At 71.4% G+C, this 16,598-nt stretch carries 13 protein-coding genes; all 13 read left to right on the top strand.

The genetic code is table 11. The features are described from left to right. Positions 1-507 precede the first annotated feature (507 nt). The 13 genes from WME83_RS20470 (at position 508) to WME83_RS20530 (ending at position 16,553) form a co-directional block, all read left to right on the top strand. On the top strand, positions 508-864 hold the full coding sequence (locus WME83_RS20470; protein WP_437320970.1) for a hypothetical protein: 357 nt from the start codon (positions 508-510) through the stop codon (positions 862-864). A gap of 551 nt (positions 865-1,415) precedes the next feature. Beyond that, positions 1,416-3,092, top strand: coding sequence for a carbohydrate porin (locus tag WME83_RS20475; RefSeq protein ID WP_437320971.1), 1,677 nt, complete (start codon positions 1,416-1,418; stop codon positions 3,090-3,092). Positions 3,093-3,231: 139 nt separating this feature from the next. Continuing rightward, positions 3,232-4,584, top strand: a complete 1,353-nt coding sequence (locus tag WME83_RS20480; RefSeq protein WP_437320972.1) for an MFS transporter — start codon at positions 3,232-3,234, stop codon at positions 4,582-4,584. Then, the gene (kduD, locus tag WME83_RS20485) at positions 4,581-5,345 is read left to right on the top strand and encodes a 2-dehydro-3-deoxy-D-gluconate 5-dehydrogenase KduD (RefSeq protein WP_437320973.1); all 765 of its coding nucleotides are present in this window, start codon (positions 4,581-4,583) and stop codon (positions 5,343-5,345) included. The genes WME83_RS20480 and kduD overlap by 4 nt, the downstream gene beginning before the upstream one ends. An 11-nt stretch (positions 5,346-5,356) precedes the next feature. Continuing rightward, complete coding sequence (locus tag WME83_RS20490; protein WP_437320974.1) at positions 5,357-6,445, top strand: PfkB family carbohydrate kinase; 1,089 nt, start codon at positions 5,357-5,359, stop codon at positions 6,443-6,445. Between the two features lie 13 nt (positions 6,446-6,458). After that, on the top strand, positions 6,459-7,130 hold the full coding sequence (locus WME83_RS20495; protein WP_437320975.1) for a bifunctional 4-hydroxy-2-oxoglutarate aldolase/2-dehydro-3-deoxy-phosphogluconate aldolase: 672 nt from the start codon (positions 6,459-6,461) through the stop codon (positions 7,128-7,130). Between the two features lie 27 nt (positions 7,131-7,157). Then, on the top strand, positions 7,158-7,517 hold the full coding sequence (locus WME83_RS20500; RefSeq protein ID WP_437320976.1) for a cupin domain-containing protein: 360 nt from the start codon (positions 7,158-7,160) through the stop codon (positions 7,515-7,517). Between the two features lie 100 nt (positions 7,518-7,617). Continuing rightward, positions 7,618-9,303, top strand: a complete 1,686-nt coding sequence (locus WME83_RS20505) for a pectate lyase (RefSeq protein WP_437320977.1) — start codon at positions 7,618-7,620, stop codon at positions 9,301-9,303. A 254-nt stretch (positions 9,304-9,557) separates the two neighbouring features. Continuing rightward, entirely contained in the window at positions 9,558-11,045 is a 1,488-nt protein-coding gene (locus WME83_RS20510) for a right-handed parallel beta-helix repeat-containing protein (RefSeq protein ID WP_437320978.1), read from the top strand. Between the two features lie 65 nt (positions 11,046-11,110). Then, entirely contained in the window at positions 11,111-12,382 is a 1,272-nt protein-coding gene (locus WME83_RS20515) for a pectate lyase family protein (protein WP_437320979.1), read from the top strand. Positions 12,383-12,535: 153 nt separating this feature from the next. Further along, entirely contained in the window at positions 12,536-13,705 is a 1,170-nt protein-coding gene (locus tag WME83_RS20520; RefSeq protein ID WP_437320980.1) for a vWA domain-containing protein, read from the top strand. Positions 13,706-13,987: 282 nt separating this feature from the next. Further along, a complete protein-coding gene (locus WME83_RS20525) occupies positions 13,988-15,703 on the top strand; it encodes a serine/threonine-protein kinase (RefSeq protein ID WP_437320981.1) in 1,716 nt (571 codons plus the stop codon). Positions 15,704-15,731: 28 nt separating this feature from the next. Continuing rightward, positions 15,732-16,553 carry a hypothetical protein gene (locus WME83_RS20530; protein ID WP_437320982.1) on the top strand — a complete coding sequence of 274 codons (822 nt, stop codon included), beginning with the start codon at positions 15,732-15,734 and terminating at the stop codon, positions 16,551-16,553. Positions 16,554-16,598: the final 45 nt, after the last annotated feature.

A 16,598-nucleotide genomic window follows, 5' to 3' on the forward strand; every position in this document is an offset into this window, starting at 1 on the left:
GGAGGGGGCGGCGGCCATCGCCCGAGGCGAAAGCCCGATCCGCGCGGCGCCGCGCCCCCGCGCCCCCGCGCCGCGCGGGCGGCGCGCGACGGCTCCGCCCGTGGCGCGCAACAACGGTTGTCACCTCGGTCAACTCCGGGTTGACAGCGCCCCGACGGCCCGGCGCGGCCCCACTCGGGATCTCGCTCGCGCCACCGCGGCGCCGTGCGGGGCCGAGCGACGCCGCCGCGCCGCGCTCCTGCGATCCGGAGGGGCTCATCGCGGAAGGCGCGGCCGCCGGCGCGCGAGCCCCCGGAGCGCGCGTCGCGAGAGCGGGTGGACGCCGGCCGCGCGCTGGCGCGACCGTTGCAAAACCGGTTCAGAACGGTGGGCCATGGGCCGGCGCCCCTCGGCTGCGCGCGGCCGACGCCGGCGTCTTCCCGCCGCGGGATGCGATCGACCCAACGCATCGCAGCGCCGCGTCCGCACCGCTTCGTCCTCACCGAAGATCCTTCGGGATGCATCGATATGGCCAAGATGACCGCCTTCATCATCGCGCTCTGTTACCTGCTCGGGGCCCTCCTCGCTTACCGCGCGCTCGCCCTGCTGACCCGCCCCGCGCCTCCGGCGGGCGCGAGCGAGATGAAGACGTCGGGCGCGAGGGCGGCGGCGCTCAACCTGTCGTACGCGCTCCACCGTCGCCGGTGCATCTCGCCCTGGAGCCCGCGGCGAGGCGGCTCGACGGGCTTTCGATCCGCGCTGTGCCACTGCAGATCTTCCCTGGCGATCAGCGGCGGATCGAGGCCGAGGGCCTCGATCCGGTGCCGCGACGCGCGCCCTCGATGGCCGAGGCCCTGGCTGCGCCGCCCGACACCTTCCTCCTAGCACCGAACGCACCCGCGGTGCCTCTCGCATTCGCCAGAGGCTTCCAACGTCAATCCAGAAAGCCCGAGAACGAGAGAAGATAAACCACAGAGGCACAGAGGGCACAGAGGAGAGAGAAAGAAAGAGCTCTTTCTCATCTTCTTCTCTGTGCCCTCTGTGCCTCTGTGGTTTGTCTTTTTTTCTCTTCGAAGACTAGGCCGGCACGCTGACGGTGTCGTCGTCCGAAGGGGCACTACCGCTCGCCGCGCCCGCCGGCATCCGCGCGTCATCGCCCGTCGACGATCGCGTCAACCACGGCTGTCGACATGTCAACCTGGGGTTTACGGCGTCTCCGGTTGAGCGCGGCAGATCGCCGCCGTCCCAGGCGGGCCACGGCGCCACGAGGACCCTGGGCGACCTTGGCTCGTCGATTGCAGTCGAGTGAGGACGCCGCGAGCGCACCAGACGCTGAGCGAGCCAGAGGACGCGCTGTCGGGGCTCGCTCGCCTCGATGACGGCCCCGCTGCGCGCGCTGGCGCAGTCCACAACCATTCACGAGATCGGCGCCCCCCTTGAAGTCCATCGTCAATCCTTATTGCCACACTGGGCTAGACCTTCGCCGCGATCCGCGGCGCGCCGCGCGCTCGACCGGCGGGGCGCGCGCCCGCGACCTCGCCTGTGCCCTGCTCGGCGCGGCCCTCTGCGCGGCTCCGTCCGTCGCGAGCGCGCAGCCGGCGCCCCCGCCGACGACGCCGGATCAGGCGCCCGAGGCGACGGCGCCGCCCGCCGGAGAGGCCGCAAAGGACGCTGCTCCGGCCGTCGATGCGGCGAGCGCCGAGCCCGCGGCCGCGGCCGTCGCCCCCTCCCAGCAGCCCGTGCAGAAAGAAGAGCCCTCGACGCCGCCGCCGCCGGCGGAGAGCGGGTTCTTCTTCGGCGCCGTCAGCCGCGCCGTCGCGGCCACGGACGCCGAGCTCGGGCCGGGGCGCGACGCCGACATCGTCTTGAGAGGATCGCGCCTCGACGAGTCCACGTTCATCCAGCTGGACCTCGAGCGGCAAGATTACTGGGAGTCCACCGGCGCCACCACGCGGGCCGCGGTCCGCCTCGTCGTGGACGCCCCCGTCCTCCATTACAACAACGCGCGGCCGTGGAACGTCAACATGTCCGTGCGCAACGCCTTCGTCGAGGAGCGAGACCTCGGCGTCAAGGGGCTGTCCGTGTGGATCGGCTCGCGCCTCTACCGCGGTGACAACGCCGAGCTGCTCGATTTCTGGCCGCTCGACTGGCTGAACGCGCTGGGCGGGGGCGTCCGCTACGACCTGCCCTCGAAGAAGACGTATTTCGCGGCGCACGCCGGCGTCAACCGGCCGCTCACGCCGTATTACCTGCAGACGGTGGAGCGCGCGCCGGCGCTCAACCAGCCCGGCACGGCCAACGTCAACCTCCTCGATCGCCAGCGGCTCATCACGAGCTTCAAGGCGAGCCACACCGTGCCGGTCGGCGAGAAGGGCGGGGTCAAGGGCATCCTCTACGGCGAGCTGCACCAGCTGCCGTCGGGCACGCGCGAGACGGCCGAGGCCGGCGTGATCGAGCGGCTGCCGCGCGACTCCGGGTACGTCATCGGCGCGCAGATCAGCCCGTTCACCGGCGTGGACAACGGGCACCTGCACCTGTTCCTCCGCTACGCGGGCGACCTCGCGGCCCACGGCGAGTTCGGCGCGCCCTCGCAGCCCGCGCCGGACGGCACCGCGTCCGGCGCGCACGAGCTCATGTTCACCCTGAGCGGCAACTACGAGACGGGGAAGCTCGGCCTGATGGCCGCGGGATACGTGCGCTCGTTCCGCAACGCCAGCGAGACGTTCGATTTCGCCGATCTGGACGAGGGCATCTTCGTCGTGCGGCCGCACTACTACATCCGCGACTGGGGAGGCATCGCCGTCGAGGGCTCGTACCAGGCGCAGCGGCGCGGGAGGGTCCCGCCGCCGGCCGACCCCGCGGCGCCGGGCGCGCACCCCGGCGCCAGCCACCACAGCGCGAGCCTCGTGCGCTTCGGGCTCGTGCCGTTCCTGAACGCGGCGGGCAAGGGCGACTTCAAGCGCCCGCAGTTCCGCTTCATCTGGCTCGTGACCCGGCGCGACGAGGGCGCGAAGGCCCTTTATCCGCAGGACGACGTGTTCAGCAAGCGCACGTGGGAGCACTTCTTCGGCCTGAACGTCGAGTGGATCTTCAAGGCGAGCCCGGCGTTCTGACGCAGATCTCGCGTCCTCCGCCCGCTCGCGCCGTGAGAGACCGAAGCCATCGTCATGGCTCTTAACACACAAAAAAGAGAGGAACTTCAAGTCATGAGCTGCCGACCGCTCGCAAGGACATGGGGAGGTGAACATGGTCATGAAACCTGATGTCGCGTCCAGCGCTCCGCCGCTGGACGCGGCGGACGAGCAGCGCGGAGGCGCCGGGGCGGCGTCCGGCGCCCTCGCCGGCGTCGGGCGCTACCGCTGGGTGATCTGCGCCCTCCTGTTCACCGCCGCGACGATCAACTACGTCGACCGCCAGGTGCTGGGCGTCCTCAAGACGACGCTCCAGAAGGACCTCGGCTACAACGATATCGATTACGGCAACATCGTCACGTCGTTCCAGGCCGCCTACGCCATCGGGATGCTGACGATGGGCCGCCTCATGGACCGCATCGGGACGCGGCGCGGCTTCTCGTTCGCCGTCGGGTTCTGGAGCCTGGCGGCGGCGGCGCACGCGCTCGTCGGCAGCGCCGGCGGGCTCTCGGCGGCCCGGTTCGCCCTCGGCATCGGCGAGGCCGGGATGTTCCCGGGCGCCCTCAAGACGATCGCCGAGTGGTTCCCGAAGAAGGAGCGCGCGCTCGCGACCGGGCTGTTCAACTCCGGCACCAACATCGGCGCGATCGTGTGCCCCCTCGTGGTGCCGTGGATCGCGGTGACCTGGGGCTGGCGCGCCGCCTTCGCGCTGACCGGCGCGATCGGGGCGCTGTGGATCGTCGCCTGGATGATCCTCTACACCCCCCTCGCGCAGAACCCGCGCGTCTCGCCGGCGGAGCGCGCTTACATCACGAGCGAACCGTCGCCGTCGCCGGGCAAGATCGGCTGGCTCACCCTCGTCCCGCACCGCCAGACCTGGGCATTCGCGATCGGCAAGTTCATGACCGATCCGTTCTGGTGGCTTTACCTGTTCTGGGTCCCCGACTTCCTCAACCGCAAGCACGGGCTGAACCTGCTCCAGATCGGCCCGCCGCTCGTCACGATCTACCTGCTCTCCGACGTGGGCAGCATCGCCGGCGGCTGGTTCTCCTCGATGCTCATGCGCCGCGGCTGGACCGCGAACGCGGCGCGCAAGACCGCGATGCTCGTGTGCGCGCTCGGCGTCGCGCCCGTCTTCCTCGCGACGCGCACCGACTCGCTGTGGGTGGCCGTGCTCCTGCTCGGCCTCGCCACCGCCGCGCACCAGGGCTTCTCGGCGAACCTGTTCACGCTCACCACCGACATGTTCCCGTCGCAGGCCGTCGGGTCGGCCGTCGGGTTCGGCGGCATGGCCGGGGCCATCGGCGGCATGCTCATCGCGCAGATCGCCGGCCGCGTCCTGCAGCTCACCGGGAGCTACTCGATCCTGTTCATCATGGCCGCGACCGCGTACCTCCTCGCGCTCGCCATCATTCACGTGCTCGTGCCGCGGCTCGAGGCCGCGAAGCTGGGCGGAGGCAGTGCAGTACAATGACAACGAACAATCCCTTTCGCTTGGACGGCAAGGTCGCGCTCGTGACCGGCTCGGAGCGCGGCATCGGCGCCGCCATCGCGACCGCGCTCGCGGCCGCCGGGGCCGACGTCGCCATCCACGGCAAGGACGGGCCGGGTGAGGAGACGATGGCGGCGGTCCAGAAGCTGGGACGGCGCGCCATCGGGATCGCCGCCGATCTGTCGGATCGCGCGGCGCACCCGGAGCTCATCCGGAGGACGAAGGCCGAGCTCGGTCGCATCGACATCCTGGTGAACAACGCCGGGCTCATCCGGAGGGCGCCGGCCGTCGAGTACTCCGACGAAGACTGGGACCTGCTGCTCGAGGTCAACCTGACGTGCGCGTTCCGCCTGTCGCGGTTCGCCGGCAAGGAGATGCTCGAGCAAGGGACGGGCAAGATCATCAACATCGCGTCGCTGCTCGCCTTCCAGGGCGGGATCCTGGTGCCGGCGTACGCGGCGTCCAAGGGCGGGATCGCGCAGCTGACCAAGGCGCTCGCGAACGAGTGGGCGGCGAAGGGCGTCAACGTGAACGCGATCGCCCCTGGCTACATCGCGACGGACAACACGGCCGCGCTCAGGGCCGACGAGACGCGCAGCCGCCAGATCCTCGAGCGCATCCCTGCGGGGCGCTGGGGTGAGGCCAGCGACATCGCGGGAGCGGCGCACTTCTTGTGCGCCGAGGCGAGCAAATACATCCACGGCCACGTGCTGGTCGTCGACGGCGGCTGGATGGGCCGTTGAGGAGCGGGAACATGCAGATTCGAAGTGCAAAAGGTTGTGCGTGGGACCAGGTGAGCCTCGGTGAGGTGATGCTGCGCCTCGACCCGGGCGAGCGCCGCGTCCACACGACGCGGACGTTCGACGTCGGGGAGGGCGGGGGAGAGTACAACGTGGCGCGCGGGCTCCGGCGCTGCTTCGGGCTCCGCACCGCCATCGTCACGTCGCTCGCGGACAACGCGGTCGGGCGGCTCATCGAGGATCTGATGCTCCAGGGCGGGGTCGACACGTCGTTCCTGCGCTGGCTCGATTACGACGGCGTGGGCCGGGAGGTGCGCAACGGCCTCAACTTCACCGAGCGCGGCTTCGGGCCCCGGGCCGCCGCCGGGTGCTCGGACCGCGGCCACAGCGCCGCGTCCAAGCTGAAGCCGGGCGACCTCCCGTGGAAGACCATCTTCGGCGAGCGCGGCGCGCGCTGGTTCCACACGGGCGGCATCTTCTGCGCCCTGTCGGAGGCGGCCGGCGGCGTGGCGCGCGAGGCCATGGAGGTCGCGCGCGAGCACGACGTGCGGATCTCCTACGACCTCAACTACCGGCCCTCGCTGTGGAAGAACTTCGGCGGTCAGAAGAGGGCGCGCGAGGTCAACCGCGCCCTCATGCCGTACGTCGACTGCGTGTTCGGGAACGAGGAGGACTTCGTCGCGGGCCTCGGCTTCGAGATCTCCGGCGTGGACACGAGCTACAGCCAGCTCGACACGAACGGGTTCCGCCGGATGATCTCCGAGGTCGTCGCGGCGTACCCCAACATCTCGGTCGTCGCCACGAGCCTCCGTACGGCCAAGACCGCCAGCGTGAACGGCTGGGGCGGCATCCTGTACTACAAGGGCGAGTTCTACGAGGTCCCCCAGCGAGACATCGAGATCCTCGACCGCGTGGGCGGCGGCGACTCGTTCGCGTCGGGGATCATCTACGGCCTCCTGGCCGATCAGGGCCCGCAGTGGGCGCTCGAGTGCGGCGTGGCGCACGGGGCGCTGGCGATGTCGACCCCGGGGGACACCTCGATGGCGTCGCTCGCCGAGGTGCGGCGGGCCATGGGCGGCGGCGGCGCGAGGATCGAGCGGTGACGAGGGTAGAGTCATGAACAGAGAGCAAGTCGTCCGCCGCATCGAGGAGATCGGCATCGTCCCCGTCGTGCGCGCGCCGAGCGGAGAGCTCGCCGTGCGGGCCGCTCGCGCGCTCCGCGCGGGCGGCATCGAGGTCATCGAGATCACGATGACGGTCCCCGACGCGCTGTCGGTCATGCACGAGATCGCCTCCCGCATGGGGCGCCACGTCCTCGTCGGCGCGGGCACCGTGCTCACCGCGGACGCCGCCCGCGGGTGCATCGAGGCCGGCGCCGAGTTCATCGTGAGCCCGGGGCTCAACCTGGAGGTCATCCGCGCCGCGCACGACCTCGGCAAGGCGGTCTTCCCCGGGGGGCTCACGCCGACCGAGGTGATCACCGCGTGGAACGCCGGCGCCGACGCGGTGAAGGTGTTCCCGTGCTCGGCGATGGGCGGCGCGAAGTACCTGCGCGCCCTGCGCGCGCCGCTGCCGGACGTGAAGATGTTGCCGACCGGCGGGGTCAACCTGACGACCGCCCGGGACTTCATCGAGGCCGGCGCCGTGGCGCTCGGGGTCGGCGGCGAGCTCGTCGACGCCGCGGCGCTCGCCGCGGGCAAGGACGAGGTCCTCACCGAGCGCGCGCGCGAGTTCATGTCGGTGGTGAGCGCCGCGCGGGCCGAGCAGAAGGGCGGCGCGCAGGCCTAGCCGTATCGAGGAAGAAGAAGAAGAACCATGAGCAGCCTTCAAAAGAGAGATGTCCCGAGCCTCATGCGCGTGCGCAGCCGCGAGGTCGTGTTCTTCACGCCCGAGCCGGGGCTCAAGCGCCGCATCCTGGCCCACAACGCGAACATGATGCTCGTCGAGCACCACATGGAGATTGGCTGGGCCGGCGCGCGCCACAGCCACCCGCACGATCAGCTGGTCTACGTCATCTCCGGACACCTCAAGTTCTCCTGCGCGGACGAGGAGTTCGAGGCGCGCGCCGGGGACAGCTTCGTCGTCCGCGGGGGCGTCGAGCACCAGGCCTGGGCGTTCGAGCCGAGCGTCGTGCTCGACGTGTTCACGCCGGCGCGTGAGGACTACATGCCCTGAGAGCGGCGAGGCGCCGCCCGCCTCGCCATTTCACCACACTCATCCTGTCTTTTCGGCGGGCGCTGTGACCGACGCAGCGCCCTGTGCGATCGAGGAACCTATGAAACGCAGAACGTTCGCGATGTCGATTCTCTTGCCCGTGGTGCTGGCCGCCTGCGGCGGGGACACCGACCCGGAGCCTGGTCCCGGCCCAGGTCCGGGCCCGGGCCCGGACGTGCCGCCCGAGATGGTGCCGTACTACGAGGCGATGAAGCGCGCGGCCACCTTCATGAGCGAGAAGGTCGCGTACAAGGGGGGGTACGTGTGGAGCTACCTCCCCGACCTCTCCCAGAGCTGGGGCGAGATGGAGGCGTTTCGCACCATGCTGTGGGTGCAGCCGCCCGGCACGCCGTCGATGGGTCACGCCTACCTGGACGCCTACCACGCGACCGGCGACGAGCTCTTCTACAAGGCCGCCGAGCAGGTGGCCCTGGCCCTGATCGAGGCCCAGCACGAGGCCGGCGGCTGGAACTACATCTACGACTTCGCGGGCGAGGAGTCGCTCAAGGACTGGTACACGAAGATCGGCCAGAACGGATGGCGGCTCGAGGAGTTCCACCACTACTACGGCAACGCGACGTTCGACGACGCCGGCACCGCCGTGGCCTCGCAGCTCCTCCTGCGCATGTACCTCGAGAAGAAGGACGAGCGGTTCCGCGGGCCGCTCGAGAAGGCGATCGGCTTCGTCACCACGGCCCAGTACCCGGGGGGCGGCTGGCCGCAGCGCTTCCCGCTGATGAGCAAGGAGGAGGGCAAGCCCGACTACACGAGCCTCGTCACCTTCAACGACGACGTGGCCGGCGAGAACATCAAGTTCCTGATCATGTGCCGCATGGCGCTCGGCCAATCTGAGCTGCTCGACAACATCGAGCGCGCCATGGACAACTTCGTCGCCATGCAGCAGCCCGCGCCGCAGCCCGCGTGGGGCCTGCAGTTCACGCTCGAGGGCGAGCCGGTGGGCGCGCGCACGTACGAGCCCACGGCGCTGACCACGCACACGACGGCCAACAACATCCAGCAGCTCCTCAATTTCTACGAGCTGACCGGGGACGAGAAGTACATCGCCCGCGTGCCCGAGGCGCTGGACTGGCTGGACAAGGTCAAGCTCACGCCGGAGCTCATCGAGCTCTTCCCCGATCGCACGCACCCCACGTACATCGAGATCGGGACCGACGTCCCGCTCTACGTCCACCGGCGCGGCTCGAACGTCGTCAACGGCGAGTATTACTTCGACAAGGACCCCGCGAAGCCGATTGGCCACTACGGGCAGGCGCGCAAGCTCGACGTCGCCGCCATGCGCAAGCGCTACGACGAGCTGAAGGCCAAATCGCCCGAGGAGCTGACGGCGGGCTCGCCCCTGAAGACCGACGAGCCGGCGGCGCTGCCGAAGTACTTCTCGCTGCGCGAGGTGTCGCTCGGCGATCTCTACGTCGGCCGCACGATGGCGACCACGCCGGTGACCGAGGCGGATGCGCAGAAGGTCGTCAGCGAGCTCAACCAGGAGGGCTACTGGCCGGTCAAGCTCACGTACATCACCAACCCCCCCATCGGCCCGGGCACCGCGGAGCCTTATCTCGAAGACACCTACGCCACGACGCACGTCGGCGACCTGAACGACACCTCGCCCTACGAGCCGAGCAAGGCGCCGGCGGGGTACCCGCCCGTGGAGGCGCCGACGGGCATCACCGTGGAGAGCTTCATCAAGAACATGGGCACCCTGATCGCCTACGTCGCGCCCGTGCAGTGAGCGCTCCCCGCGACGGCCGCCGTCGCCCCGCTGTGCCGTGCCGCCTTGGTCCGTTCCTGATGGGATGAGAAGGAACCGCAGAGGCGCAGAGGACACAGAGGGAAGAGCAGAGAGCTGAAAGTTCTCTCTCTTTCTTTCTCTCTCTGTCTCTCTTTCCTCTGTGCCCTCTGCGCCTCTGTGGTTCCATTTCTTGTCATCAGGGAACAGGAACGGGCCTGGCGAAGCGGCATTCCCCTAGCCATGGAGACATCGGAATGCGTTCTTTCCTCTTCGCCGCGCTCGGCGCCGGTTTCCTGCTCGCATCGACAGCCGCTTGCGGCGACGCCGGCGATCCCGCCGGCCAGCCCGATGGATCCTCCGGCGGGACCGGGGGCGCAGGCGCCGGCACGGTGAGCTCCGGCGGCGGCCAGACGGCCACCACCTCGGGACCGGGCGGCGGCTCGACGGCCAGCACCGGCGGGCAGGGCGGGGCCACGTCCGTCGCCTCCGGCGCCAGCACCTCGGCGGGCGCCGGCGGCATGGATCAGCCGCCCTCGGAGGACGACCTCTACGTCGCCCCCGACGGCGCGGAGGACAACCCCGGGACTCTCGACGCGCCCACCACGCTGTACAAGGCGATCACCCTGGTGCAGCCGGGCCAGACCATTTACCTGCGCGGGGGCGAGTACCTCTACGTCCCGACCGTGGAGATCGCCCACGGGAACGACGGGACGCCGGAGCAGAGGAAGCGCCTCTTCGCCTATCCCGGCGAGGAGCCCGTGCTCGAGTTCAAGGACCAGTACTACAAGAAGGGCGACCCGGCCAGCCCGCGCGGCGTCGAGCTGCACGGCAGCTACTGGCACCTCGAGGGGATCGTGATCGCCAACGCCGGCGACAACGGCCTCTTCATCTCGGGGCACCACAACGTCGTCGAGCGCTGCGTCTTCCGCCACAACCGGGACTCCGGGCTCCAGCTCGGCGGCCGGCTGGGCGAGCTGGAGACCCCGGAGGAGGAGTGGCCGTCCCACAACAAGATCATCAACTGCGACTCCTACAGCAACTTCGACCCGCCCGACGGCGGCGACGCGGACGGCTTCGCCCCCAAGCTGAACGTCGGCGAGGGGAACGAGTTCCACGGCTGCCGCGCCTGGAACAACTCGGACGACGGCTGGGACATGTTCAACCGCAACGGCAAGCCGCTGAAGCCCGTCCTCCTGGACCAGTGCTGGGCCTTCGACAACGGCTACAAGGAAGGGGGGTACATGAGCACGCCGCCTCCGGTCCCGTACATGGGCAACGGCAACGGCTTCAAGATGGGCGGGAGCAACGGCCTCGCGTCCGATCACGTGATCACCCGCTCCGTCGCGTTCGGCAACAAGGTCCGCGGCTTCGACGAGAACAACAACGTCGGCAACATCACGGTGAAGAACTGCACGGGGTGGCTGAACGGGTCCATGAACTTCGCGTTCGGCGAGGGCGGATTCCACACGTTCATCAACAACATCTCGCACGCGAGGAAATCCAGCGACGAGCCGGTCGGCACCACGGTCTCGAACGCGTTCGAGGGCGCCACCGACGCCGACTTCCTGAGCTTCGATCGCGCGCTGGCCAAGGCCCCCCGCAACCCCGACGGCAGCCTGCCGGCGACGGAGTTCCTGAGGCTCGCCCCGACGAGCCAGCTCGTCGACGCGGGCTCGACCGAGGGCCCCGCGCTCCCTTATTCCGGCGCCGCGCCCGACCTCGGCGCCTTCGAGGTCCAGTGAGCCCGGAGGAGGCCTGATCCGGGGTTTCCACGCAACGTCTTTCTTCACGCTTTCAGGAGGCAATCATGCGGCATGAGAGGTCGAATCGTTTCACCCCCTTTGCGGCGGCCCTCGTCGCGCTCTCTGGCGCTGGAGGCTGCGCGGCGTCGGGGGACGACGGCGACGCGACCGGCGCGGCCGGCGCGACGTCGTCCGGGGCCGGGACGAGCGGCGCGTCGTCGACGGCGAGCGGCGGCGCGGCGAGCGGCGGCGGCACGACCGGCGGCGGCACCGCGAGCAGCAGCGGGACCACGGGCAGCGGGGGAGGCGCGACCGGCGGCGCCGGCGGCGAAGGTGCGGGCGGCGGCGGCGGGCAGGGCGCGGGCGGCTCGGGCTCCGGCGCGGGCTCCGGCGGCGGCACGGTCGACGGCTGTCCGGCCAGCGCGCCGATCGGGTGGGCGGGCGTGAGCGGCCACGGCGTGGCCACCACGACGGGCGGCCTCGGCGGGATGACCGTCACGGCGACCACGACCGAGCAGCTCGTCGAGTACGCCGAGAGCCCCGAGCCGCTGATCATCCAGATCGCCGGCGACATCGACATCAGCGGCGTGGACATCGACGTGGCGTCGAACAAGACGTTGATCGGAGCTGGACCCGACGCGACCCTCCGGGGCCGGCTCCAGATCCGGGGGAAGTCGATCGACGCGCCGATCCAGAACGTCATCGTCCAGAACCTCAAGATCGACGCCAGCTCGACCGTCGACGACGGGATCCAGATCCACTTCGCCCACCACGTCTGGGTGGATCACGTGGAGATCTGGGACGGGCTGGACGGCAACCTCGACGTCGTCCACGGCTCGGACCTCGTGACCGTCTCGTGGTGCAAGTTCCACTACACGAGCAACGCGCCGGATCCCGCGCACCGCTTCTCGAACCTGGTCGGCCACAGCGACAACAACAGCGACGAGGACACGGGGAGGCTCCGCGTCACGTTCCACCACAACTGGTGGGCCGACGGCGTGATCGAGCGCATGCCGCGCGTCCGCTTCGGCGAGGTCCACGTCTTCAACAACTACTACTCGGCGGCCGGCAACAACTACGCCATCGGGGGCGGCCTCGAGGCCCGGCTCCGGATCGAGAACAACACCTTCGACGGGGTGAAGGATCCGCACATCTTCTACGACGGCGAGCCGACCGCGCAGATCGTGGCGAGCGGGAATGCCTATCTCGGCCTGTCGGACACCACCCGGAAGGACATGGGGCAGGGGAGCGCGTTCACCCCGCCATACACCGTCACGCTGGACCCGGCCGGCGCCTCGTTGAAGGACGTCGTGACACGGTGCGCTGGTCCGAGATAACGACGTTTGCGCACAGCGCACCTCCTCGGCGGCACAGACTCCCGTTTGCCCTGGCACCCGGCGTGCTTCGGAGTCCGGGACCACGCGATATCCCGGCGACTCGATGCCTGCGGCGCGAGGACGGGACGCGGTGGTGCAAGGAGCCGACGACGTATGAAATTGCTTCCAGTTGCCATGGCGGTGCTGAGCGTGGCTGCGGTCGGGCTCGGGTGCGGCAGCAGCCCGAGCGAGGGGGGAGAGGGCGAAGGGGCGAGCTCCGGCGGGAGCTCCGGCGGGGAGGGGGGCTCGTTCGACATCGGCGGCGAGATCGGGCCCGGCTCGAGCGGCGCGGGCAACGGCACCCCCGCGGGCGGCGGCGCGTGCGCGACGCAGACGGCGGCGGCGTCGCTCCAGCCGGTGTACCTGGCCTTCGCGTTCGACGTGTCGGGCAGCATGGGCAAGGGCGACAAGAAGTGGCACGACAAGTCGCTCAAGTGGGATCCCGTGGTCGCGGCGACCCAGCAGTTCTTCGCGGATCCCGGGTCCGAGGGGCTCACGGCCTCGCTCACGTTCTTCCCGGCCGAGGACGACAAGTGCTCGGCCGAGATCTACGCGACGCCGGACGTGCCGCTCACGCCGCTGCCCTCGCCGGCGTTCGGCGCGGCGCTCGACGCGATCGAGCCGGTGACGTCGAGCGACTGGCGCGGCGGCACGCCGACCGCGTGGGTGATGCGCGGCACGAGCGCGCTCATCGAGGCGCAGCGCCAGCAGAACCCCGGGAAATACGCGATCGTGCTCGTGACGGACGGCTACCCGCAGGGCTGCGACGAGGCCTCCGACACGATCGACGCCGTCGTCGCCGACGCCCAGGCGGCGTTCGCGGACAGCATCCCGACGTACGTCATCGGGGTCGAGAACCCGCCGATCGAGGGCGCGCCGGACACGCTCGACGACCTGCACAAGATCGCGGCCGCGGGCGGCACGGAGGGCGCCGTCCTCATCGACACCGGCGATCCCTCGCAGACCACGGCCGCGTTCAAGGCGGCCATCGACCGGATCCGCAGCGCCGCGGTCTCGTGCACGATGGCGATCCCGCTCCCCCCCGACGGGAGCAGCTTCGACAAGGAGAAGGTCCGCGTGGTCTACACGGACGGCGCGAACGCGGCCACGGAGCTCGTGTACGATCAGAGCTGCGCGACCGAGGGCGCCTGGCGCTACGACGAGCCCGCGAGCCCGACGCAGATCGTGCTCTGCGTCGACACGTGCACGGCGGTCCAGGCCGACGTGGCGGCGGAGCTGAGCGTCGACTTCACCTGCGAGAGCGTGATCGAGGTCCCCCTGTAGCCGGAGGCCGCCGCGCGAGCGCCGCGCGCCGCGCAGCGCAGCGCGCCCGACCCGCCACCGCGCCGCCGGCCCGATCCGTGTCAACCATGCGTTGACACTGTGGACACACTCAGTTGCACCTCCACCGACCCCACCTCGGCCGAGCGCGGCTCCGTCGCGCCGCGCGCCCGCAGGCGGTTTGCCGCGGCGGTGCCCGGCGCTCCCTCGCCGCCGGCCCGCCGGCCGTGCGCGCGCATGTTACCGTCCAGCAACGCTGCCGAGATGTTGTAAAACAGAGCGACGATGGAAGCGGCTCAGGAGCGCGAGCGGAGGACCCTCGATCGATACACGCTCCACGGCGTGATCGCCTCCGGGGGGATGGCGTCCGTCCACTTCGGTCGGCTCGTCGGCGCCCACGGCTTCGCGCGCACCGTCGCGATCAAGCGCCTGCACCCGCAGTTCGCGCGGGATCCCGAGTTCTCGTCGATGCTGCTCGACGAGGCGCGGCTGGCGGTGCGCATCCGCCACCCGAACGTCGTCACCACGCTCGACAGCGTCCAGGCCGACGACGAGCTCTTCGTGGTCATGGAGTACATCGCGGGCGAGTCGCTCTCGAGCCTGCTGCGCGAGGCCGGCAGGCAGGGGCAGAAGGTGCCGCAGCCGGTCGGCTCGGCCATCGTCGCCGGCGCGCTCGCGGGCCTGCACGCGGCGCACGAGGCGACGGACGAGGATGGCGCGCCGCTCCAGATCGTCCACCGCGACGTGTCGCCGCAGAACATCCTGGTCGGCGAGGACGGGATCGCGCGCGTGCTCGACTTCGGCATCGCACGCGCGGCGGTGCGGAGCCAGGTGAGCCGCGTCGGGCAGCTCAAGGGCAAGCTCAGCTATATGGCGCCGGAGCAGCTCCGCGGCGCGCCCGTGAACCGGCGCGCCGACATCTACGCGGCCTCGGTGGTCCTCTGGGAGGTGCTCACCGGGCGGCGGCTGTTCACCGGGGAGTGCGACGCGGAGATCTACGGGCGGATCCTCGAGGGCGTGGTCCAGCCGCCGAGCGCGTACGGCGACGTGCCGAAGGCGCTCGACGAGGTGGTGCTCCGGGGGCTCGAGAAGGACCCCGAGCGGCGCTACGCGACCGCGCTGGAGATGGCGGCCGCGCTGGAGGAGGCGCTTTCGCCGGCGAGCCCGCGCGCGGTCGGGGCGTGGGTCGAGGCGACGGCGGGGACGCTCCTGGAAGCGCGGGCGAAGAGCCTGGCCGCGATCGAGACGTCGCAGCGGAGCGCGGTCTCGACGCAGCGGAGCGCGGCCCCGGCGCCGTCGAGCCCCGCCGCCGTGCAGGGGGCGCTGCTGCGAGAGATCGACACGCGCCCGGCGCTGCCGGCGGGGCAGCGCGCGCGCGCGGCGCGGGTCTCGGTGACGGTCGCGACGATGACGAGGACGGTCGAGGACATGGCGCGGCCGGCGGCGTCCGCGCTCGCGACGCCGATCGCGGCGGCGGGGCCGGCGCGGCGGGTGAGCGCGCAGCTCGTCCGCGCCTCGACGCTGGCGTTCGGGGCCGCCGCGCTCCTGCTCGCGGTGGTCGCCGGCAGGGGCTGTGGCGCGCGGCCGGAGGCCGCGCTGGACGAGCGCGCCGGCGTCGGCGAGCCCTCGGCGTCGGCGAGGGTCTCGGCGCCGGAGGCCTCTGGGGCCGTCGAGGGCTCTGGGGTCGCCGAGGGCTCCGGGGCCGCGCCAGGGGCCGCAGCGGCCGCGCCAGGGGCCGCAGCGGCCGCGCCAGGGGCCGCAGCAGCCGCGCCAGGGGCCGCAGCAGCCGCGCCCGCCGCGAGCGCGTCCGCAGCGGCACCCGCGGCCTCCGCGAGCGCCCCCGCGAAGGCCGCGTCGGTCGCGCGCGCGTCCGCCACGGAGCCCGCCGCGGGGGTGCGCGCCGCGGCGCCCGCGCGCAGCGCGCGGCCGCGGTCGCGCTGCGTGCCCCCCTACTACCTGGACGCCGACGGCATCCGGCGGATCAAGCGTGAGTGTCTGTGAAGGACGGAAGCGTGTAGCCTACGCCGCGATGAAACGGGGCCTCCTCGCCGCCTTCGTCGCAGCCGTCACGCTCCTCGCGGGCTCGCGCGCCCGCGCTCAGGGCGTGGGAGAAACGTGCGCGGCCTCGTACGAGCACGCGCAGCAGCTCGTCCGCGACCGGGCCCTGCGGCGGGCCCGCGCCGAGCTCCGTCAGTGCGTGAGCTCGTGCCCGGCGACGCTCGCCCGCGACTGCCAGAGCTGGAGCGAGCAGGTCGAGCGCGACATGCCCAGCGTCGCGCTGTCGGCCACGTCCGCGGACGGCCACGCGCCGGGCCGCGTGCGCGTGCTCCTCGACGGCGCGCCGCTCGTCGAGGCGCTCCCGAAGGATCCGATCGAGCTCGACCCCGGGCGCCACACGCTGACCTTCGAGGACGCGGCGGGGACGCGCGTCGTGACCGTGGTCACGGTGTCGCCGGGCGACAAGGCGCTGCCGATCGCGGTGCGCTTCCCCGCGGCCGCTCCGCCGGCCGCGGCGCGCGGCGGCGCCGCGCCGGTGCGGCAGCGCTGGCCGCTGGTGCTTGCCGGCGTCGGCGCGGTGGCGGTCGGCGTGGGCGCGTTCCTCGGCATCAAGGGGCACGTCGACCGGAGCGAGCTCCGCAGCCGGTGCGCGCCCGGGTGTACGGCGGACGAGGTCGAGGCGATCGACACCCTCTGGAAGGCCGGCGCCATCAGCGCCGGCGCGGGGCTCGTCGTCGCGGGGGTGGGGACGGTGCTGTACTTCCAGCTCGATCCGATGATCCCCGCGGCGCCGGCCACGGGCTCCGCCCTGCTGCCGGACGGCGCTGCGATCTCGCTGCGCGGATCGTTCTGAGCGCCCGCGGGAGGCCCGCCGGCCTCGCTCGGGGCGCCGGGGGAT

This window comes from Sorangium sp. So ce385 (assembly GCF_051474135.1).
Taxonomy (GTDB): Bacteria; Myxococcota_A; Polyangia; order Polyangiales; family Polyangiaceae; genus Sorangium; species Sorangium cellulosum_D.

Excerpts from the sequence above, each read along its gene's own strand:
- WME83_RS20470 (WP_437320970.1), top strand. The coding sequence starts at position 508 with ATGGCCAAGATGACCGCCTTCATCATCGCGCTCTGTTACCTGCTCGGG.
- WME83_RS20480 (WP_437320972.1), top strand. The coding sequence starts at position 3,232 with ATGAAACCTGATGTCGCGTCCAGCGCTCCGCCGCTGGACGCGGCGGAC.
- kduD (WP_437320973.1), top strand. The coding sequence starts at position 4,581 with ATGACAACGAACAATCCCTTTCGCTTGGACGGCAAGGTCGCGCTCGTG.
- WME83_RS20490 (WP_437320974.1), top strand. The coding sequence starts at position 5,357 with ATGCAGATTCGAAGTGCAAAAGGTTGTGCGTGGGACCAGGTGAGCCTC.
- WME83_RS20495 (WP_437320975.1), top strand. The coding sequence starts at position 6,459 with ATGAACAGAGAGCAAGTCGTCCGCCGCATCGAGGAGATCGGCATCGTC.
- WME83_RS20500 (WP_437320976.1), top strand. The coding sequence starts at position 7,158 with ATGAGCAGCCTTCAAAAGAGAGATGTCCCGAGCCTCATGCGCGTGCGC.
- WME83_RS20505 (WP_437320977.1), top strand. The coding sequence starts at position 7,618 with ATGAAACGCAGAACGTTCGCGATGTCGATTCTCTTGCCCGTGGTGCTG.
- WME83_RS20510 (WP_437320978.1), top strand. The coding sequence starts at position 9,558 with ATGCGTTCTTTCCTCTTCGCCGCGCTCGGCGCCGGTTTCCTGCTCGCA.
- WME83_RS20515 (WP_437320979.1), top strand. The coding sequence starts at position 11,111 with ATGCGGCATGAGAGGTCGAATCGTTTCACCCCCTTTGCGGCGGCCCTC.
- WME83_RS20520 (WP_437320980.1), top strand. The coding sequence starts at position 12,536 with ATGAAATTGCTTCCAGTTGCCATGGCGGTGCTGAGCGTGGCTGCGGTC.
- WME83_RS20525 (WP_437320981.1), top strand. The coding sequence starts at position 13,988 with ATGGAAGCGGCTCAGGAGCGCGAGCGGAGGACCCTCGATCGATACACG.
- WME83_RS20530 (WP_437320982.1), top strand. The coding sequence starts at position 15,732 with ATGAAACGGGGCCTCCTCGCCGCCTTCGTCGCAGCCGTCACGCTCCTC.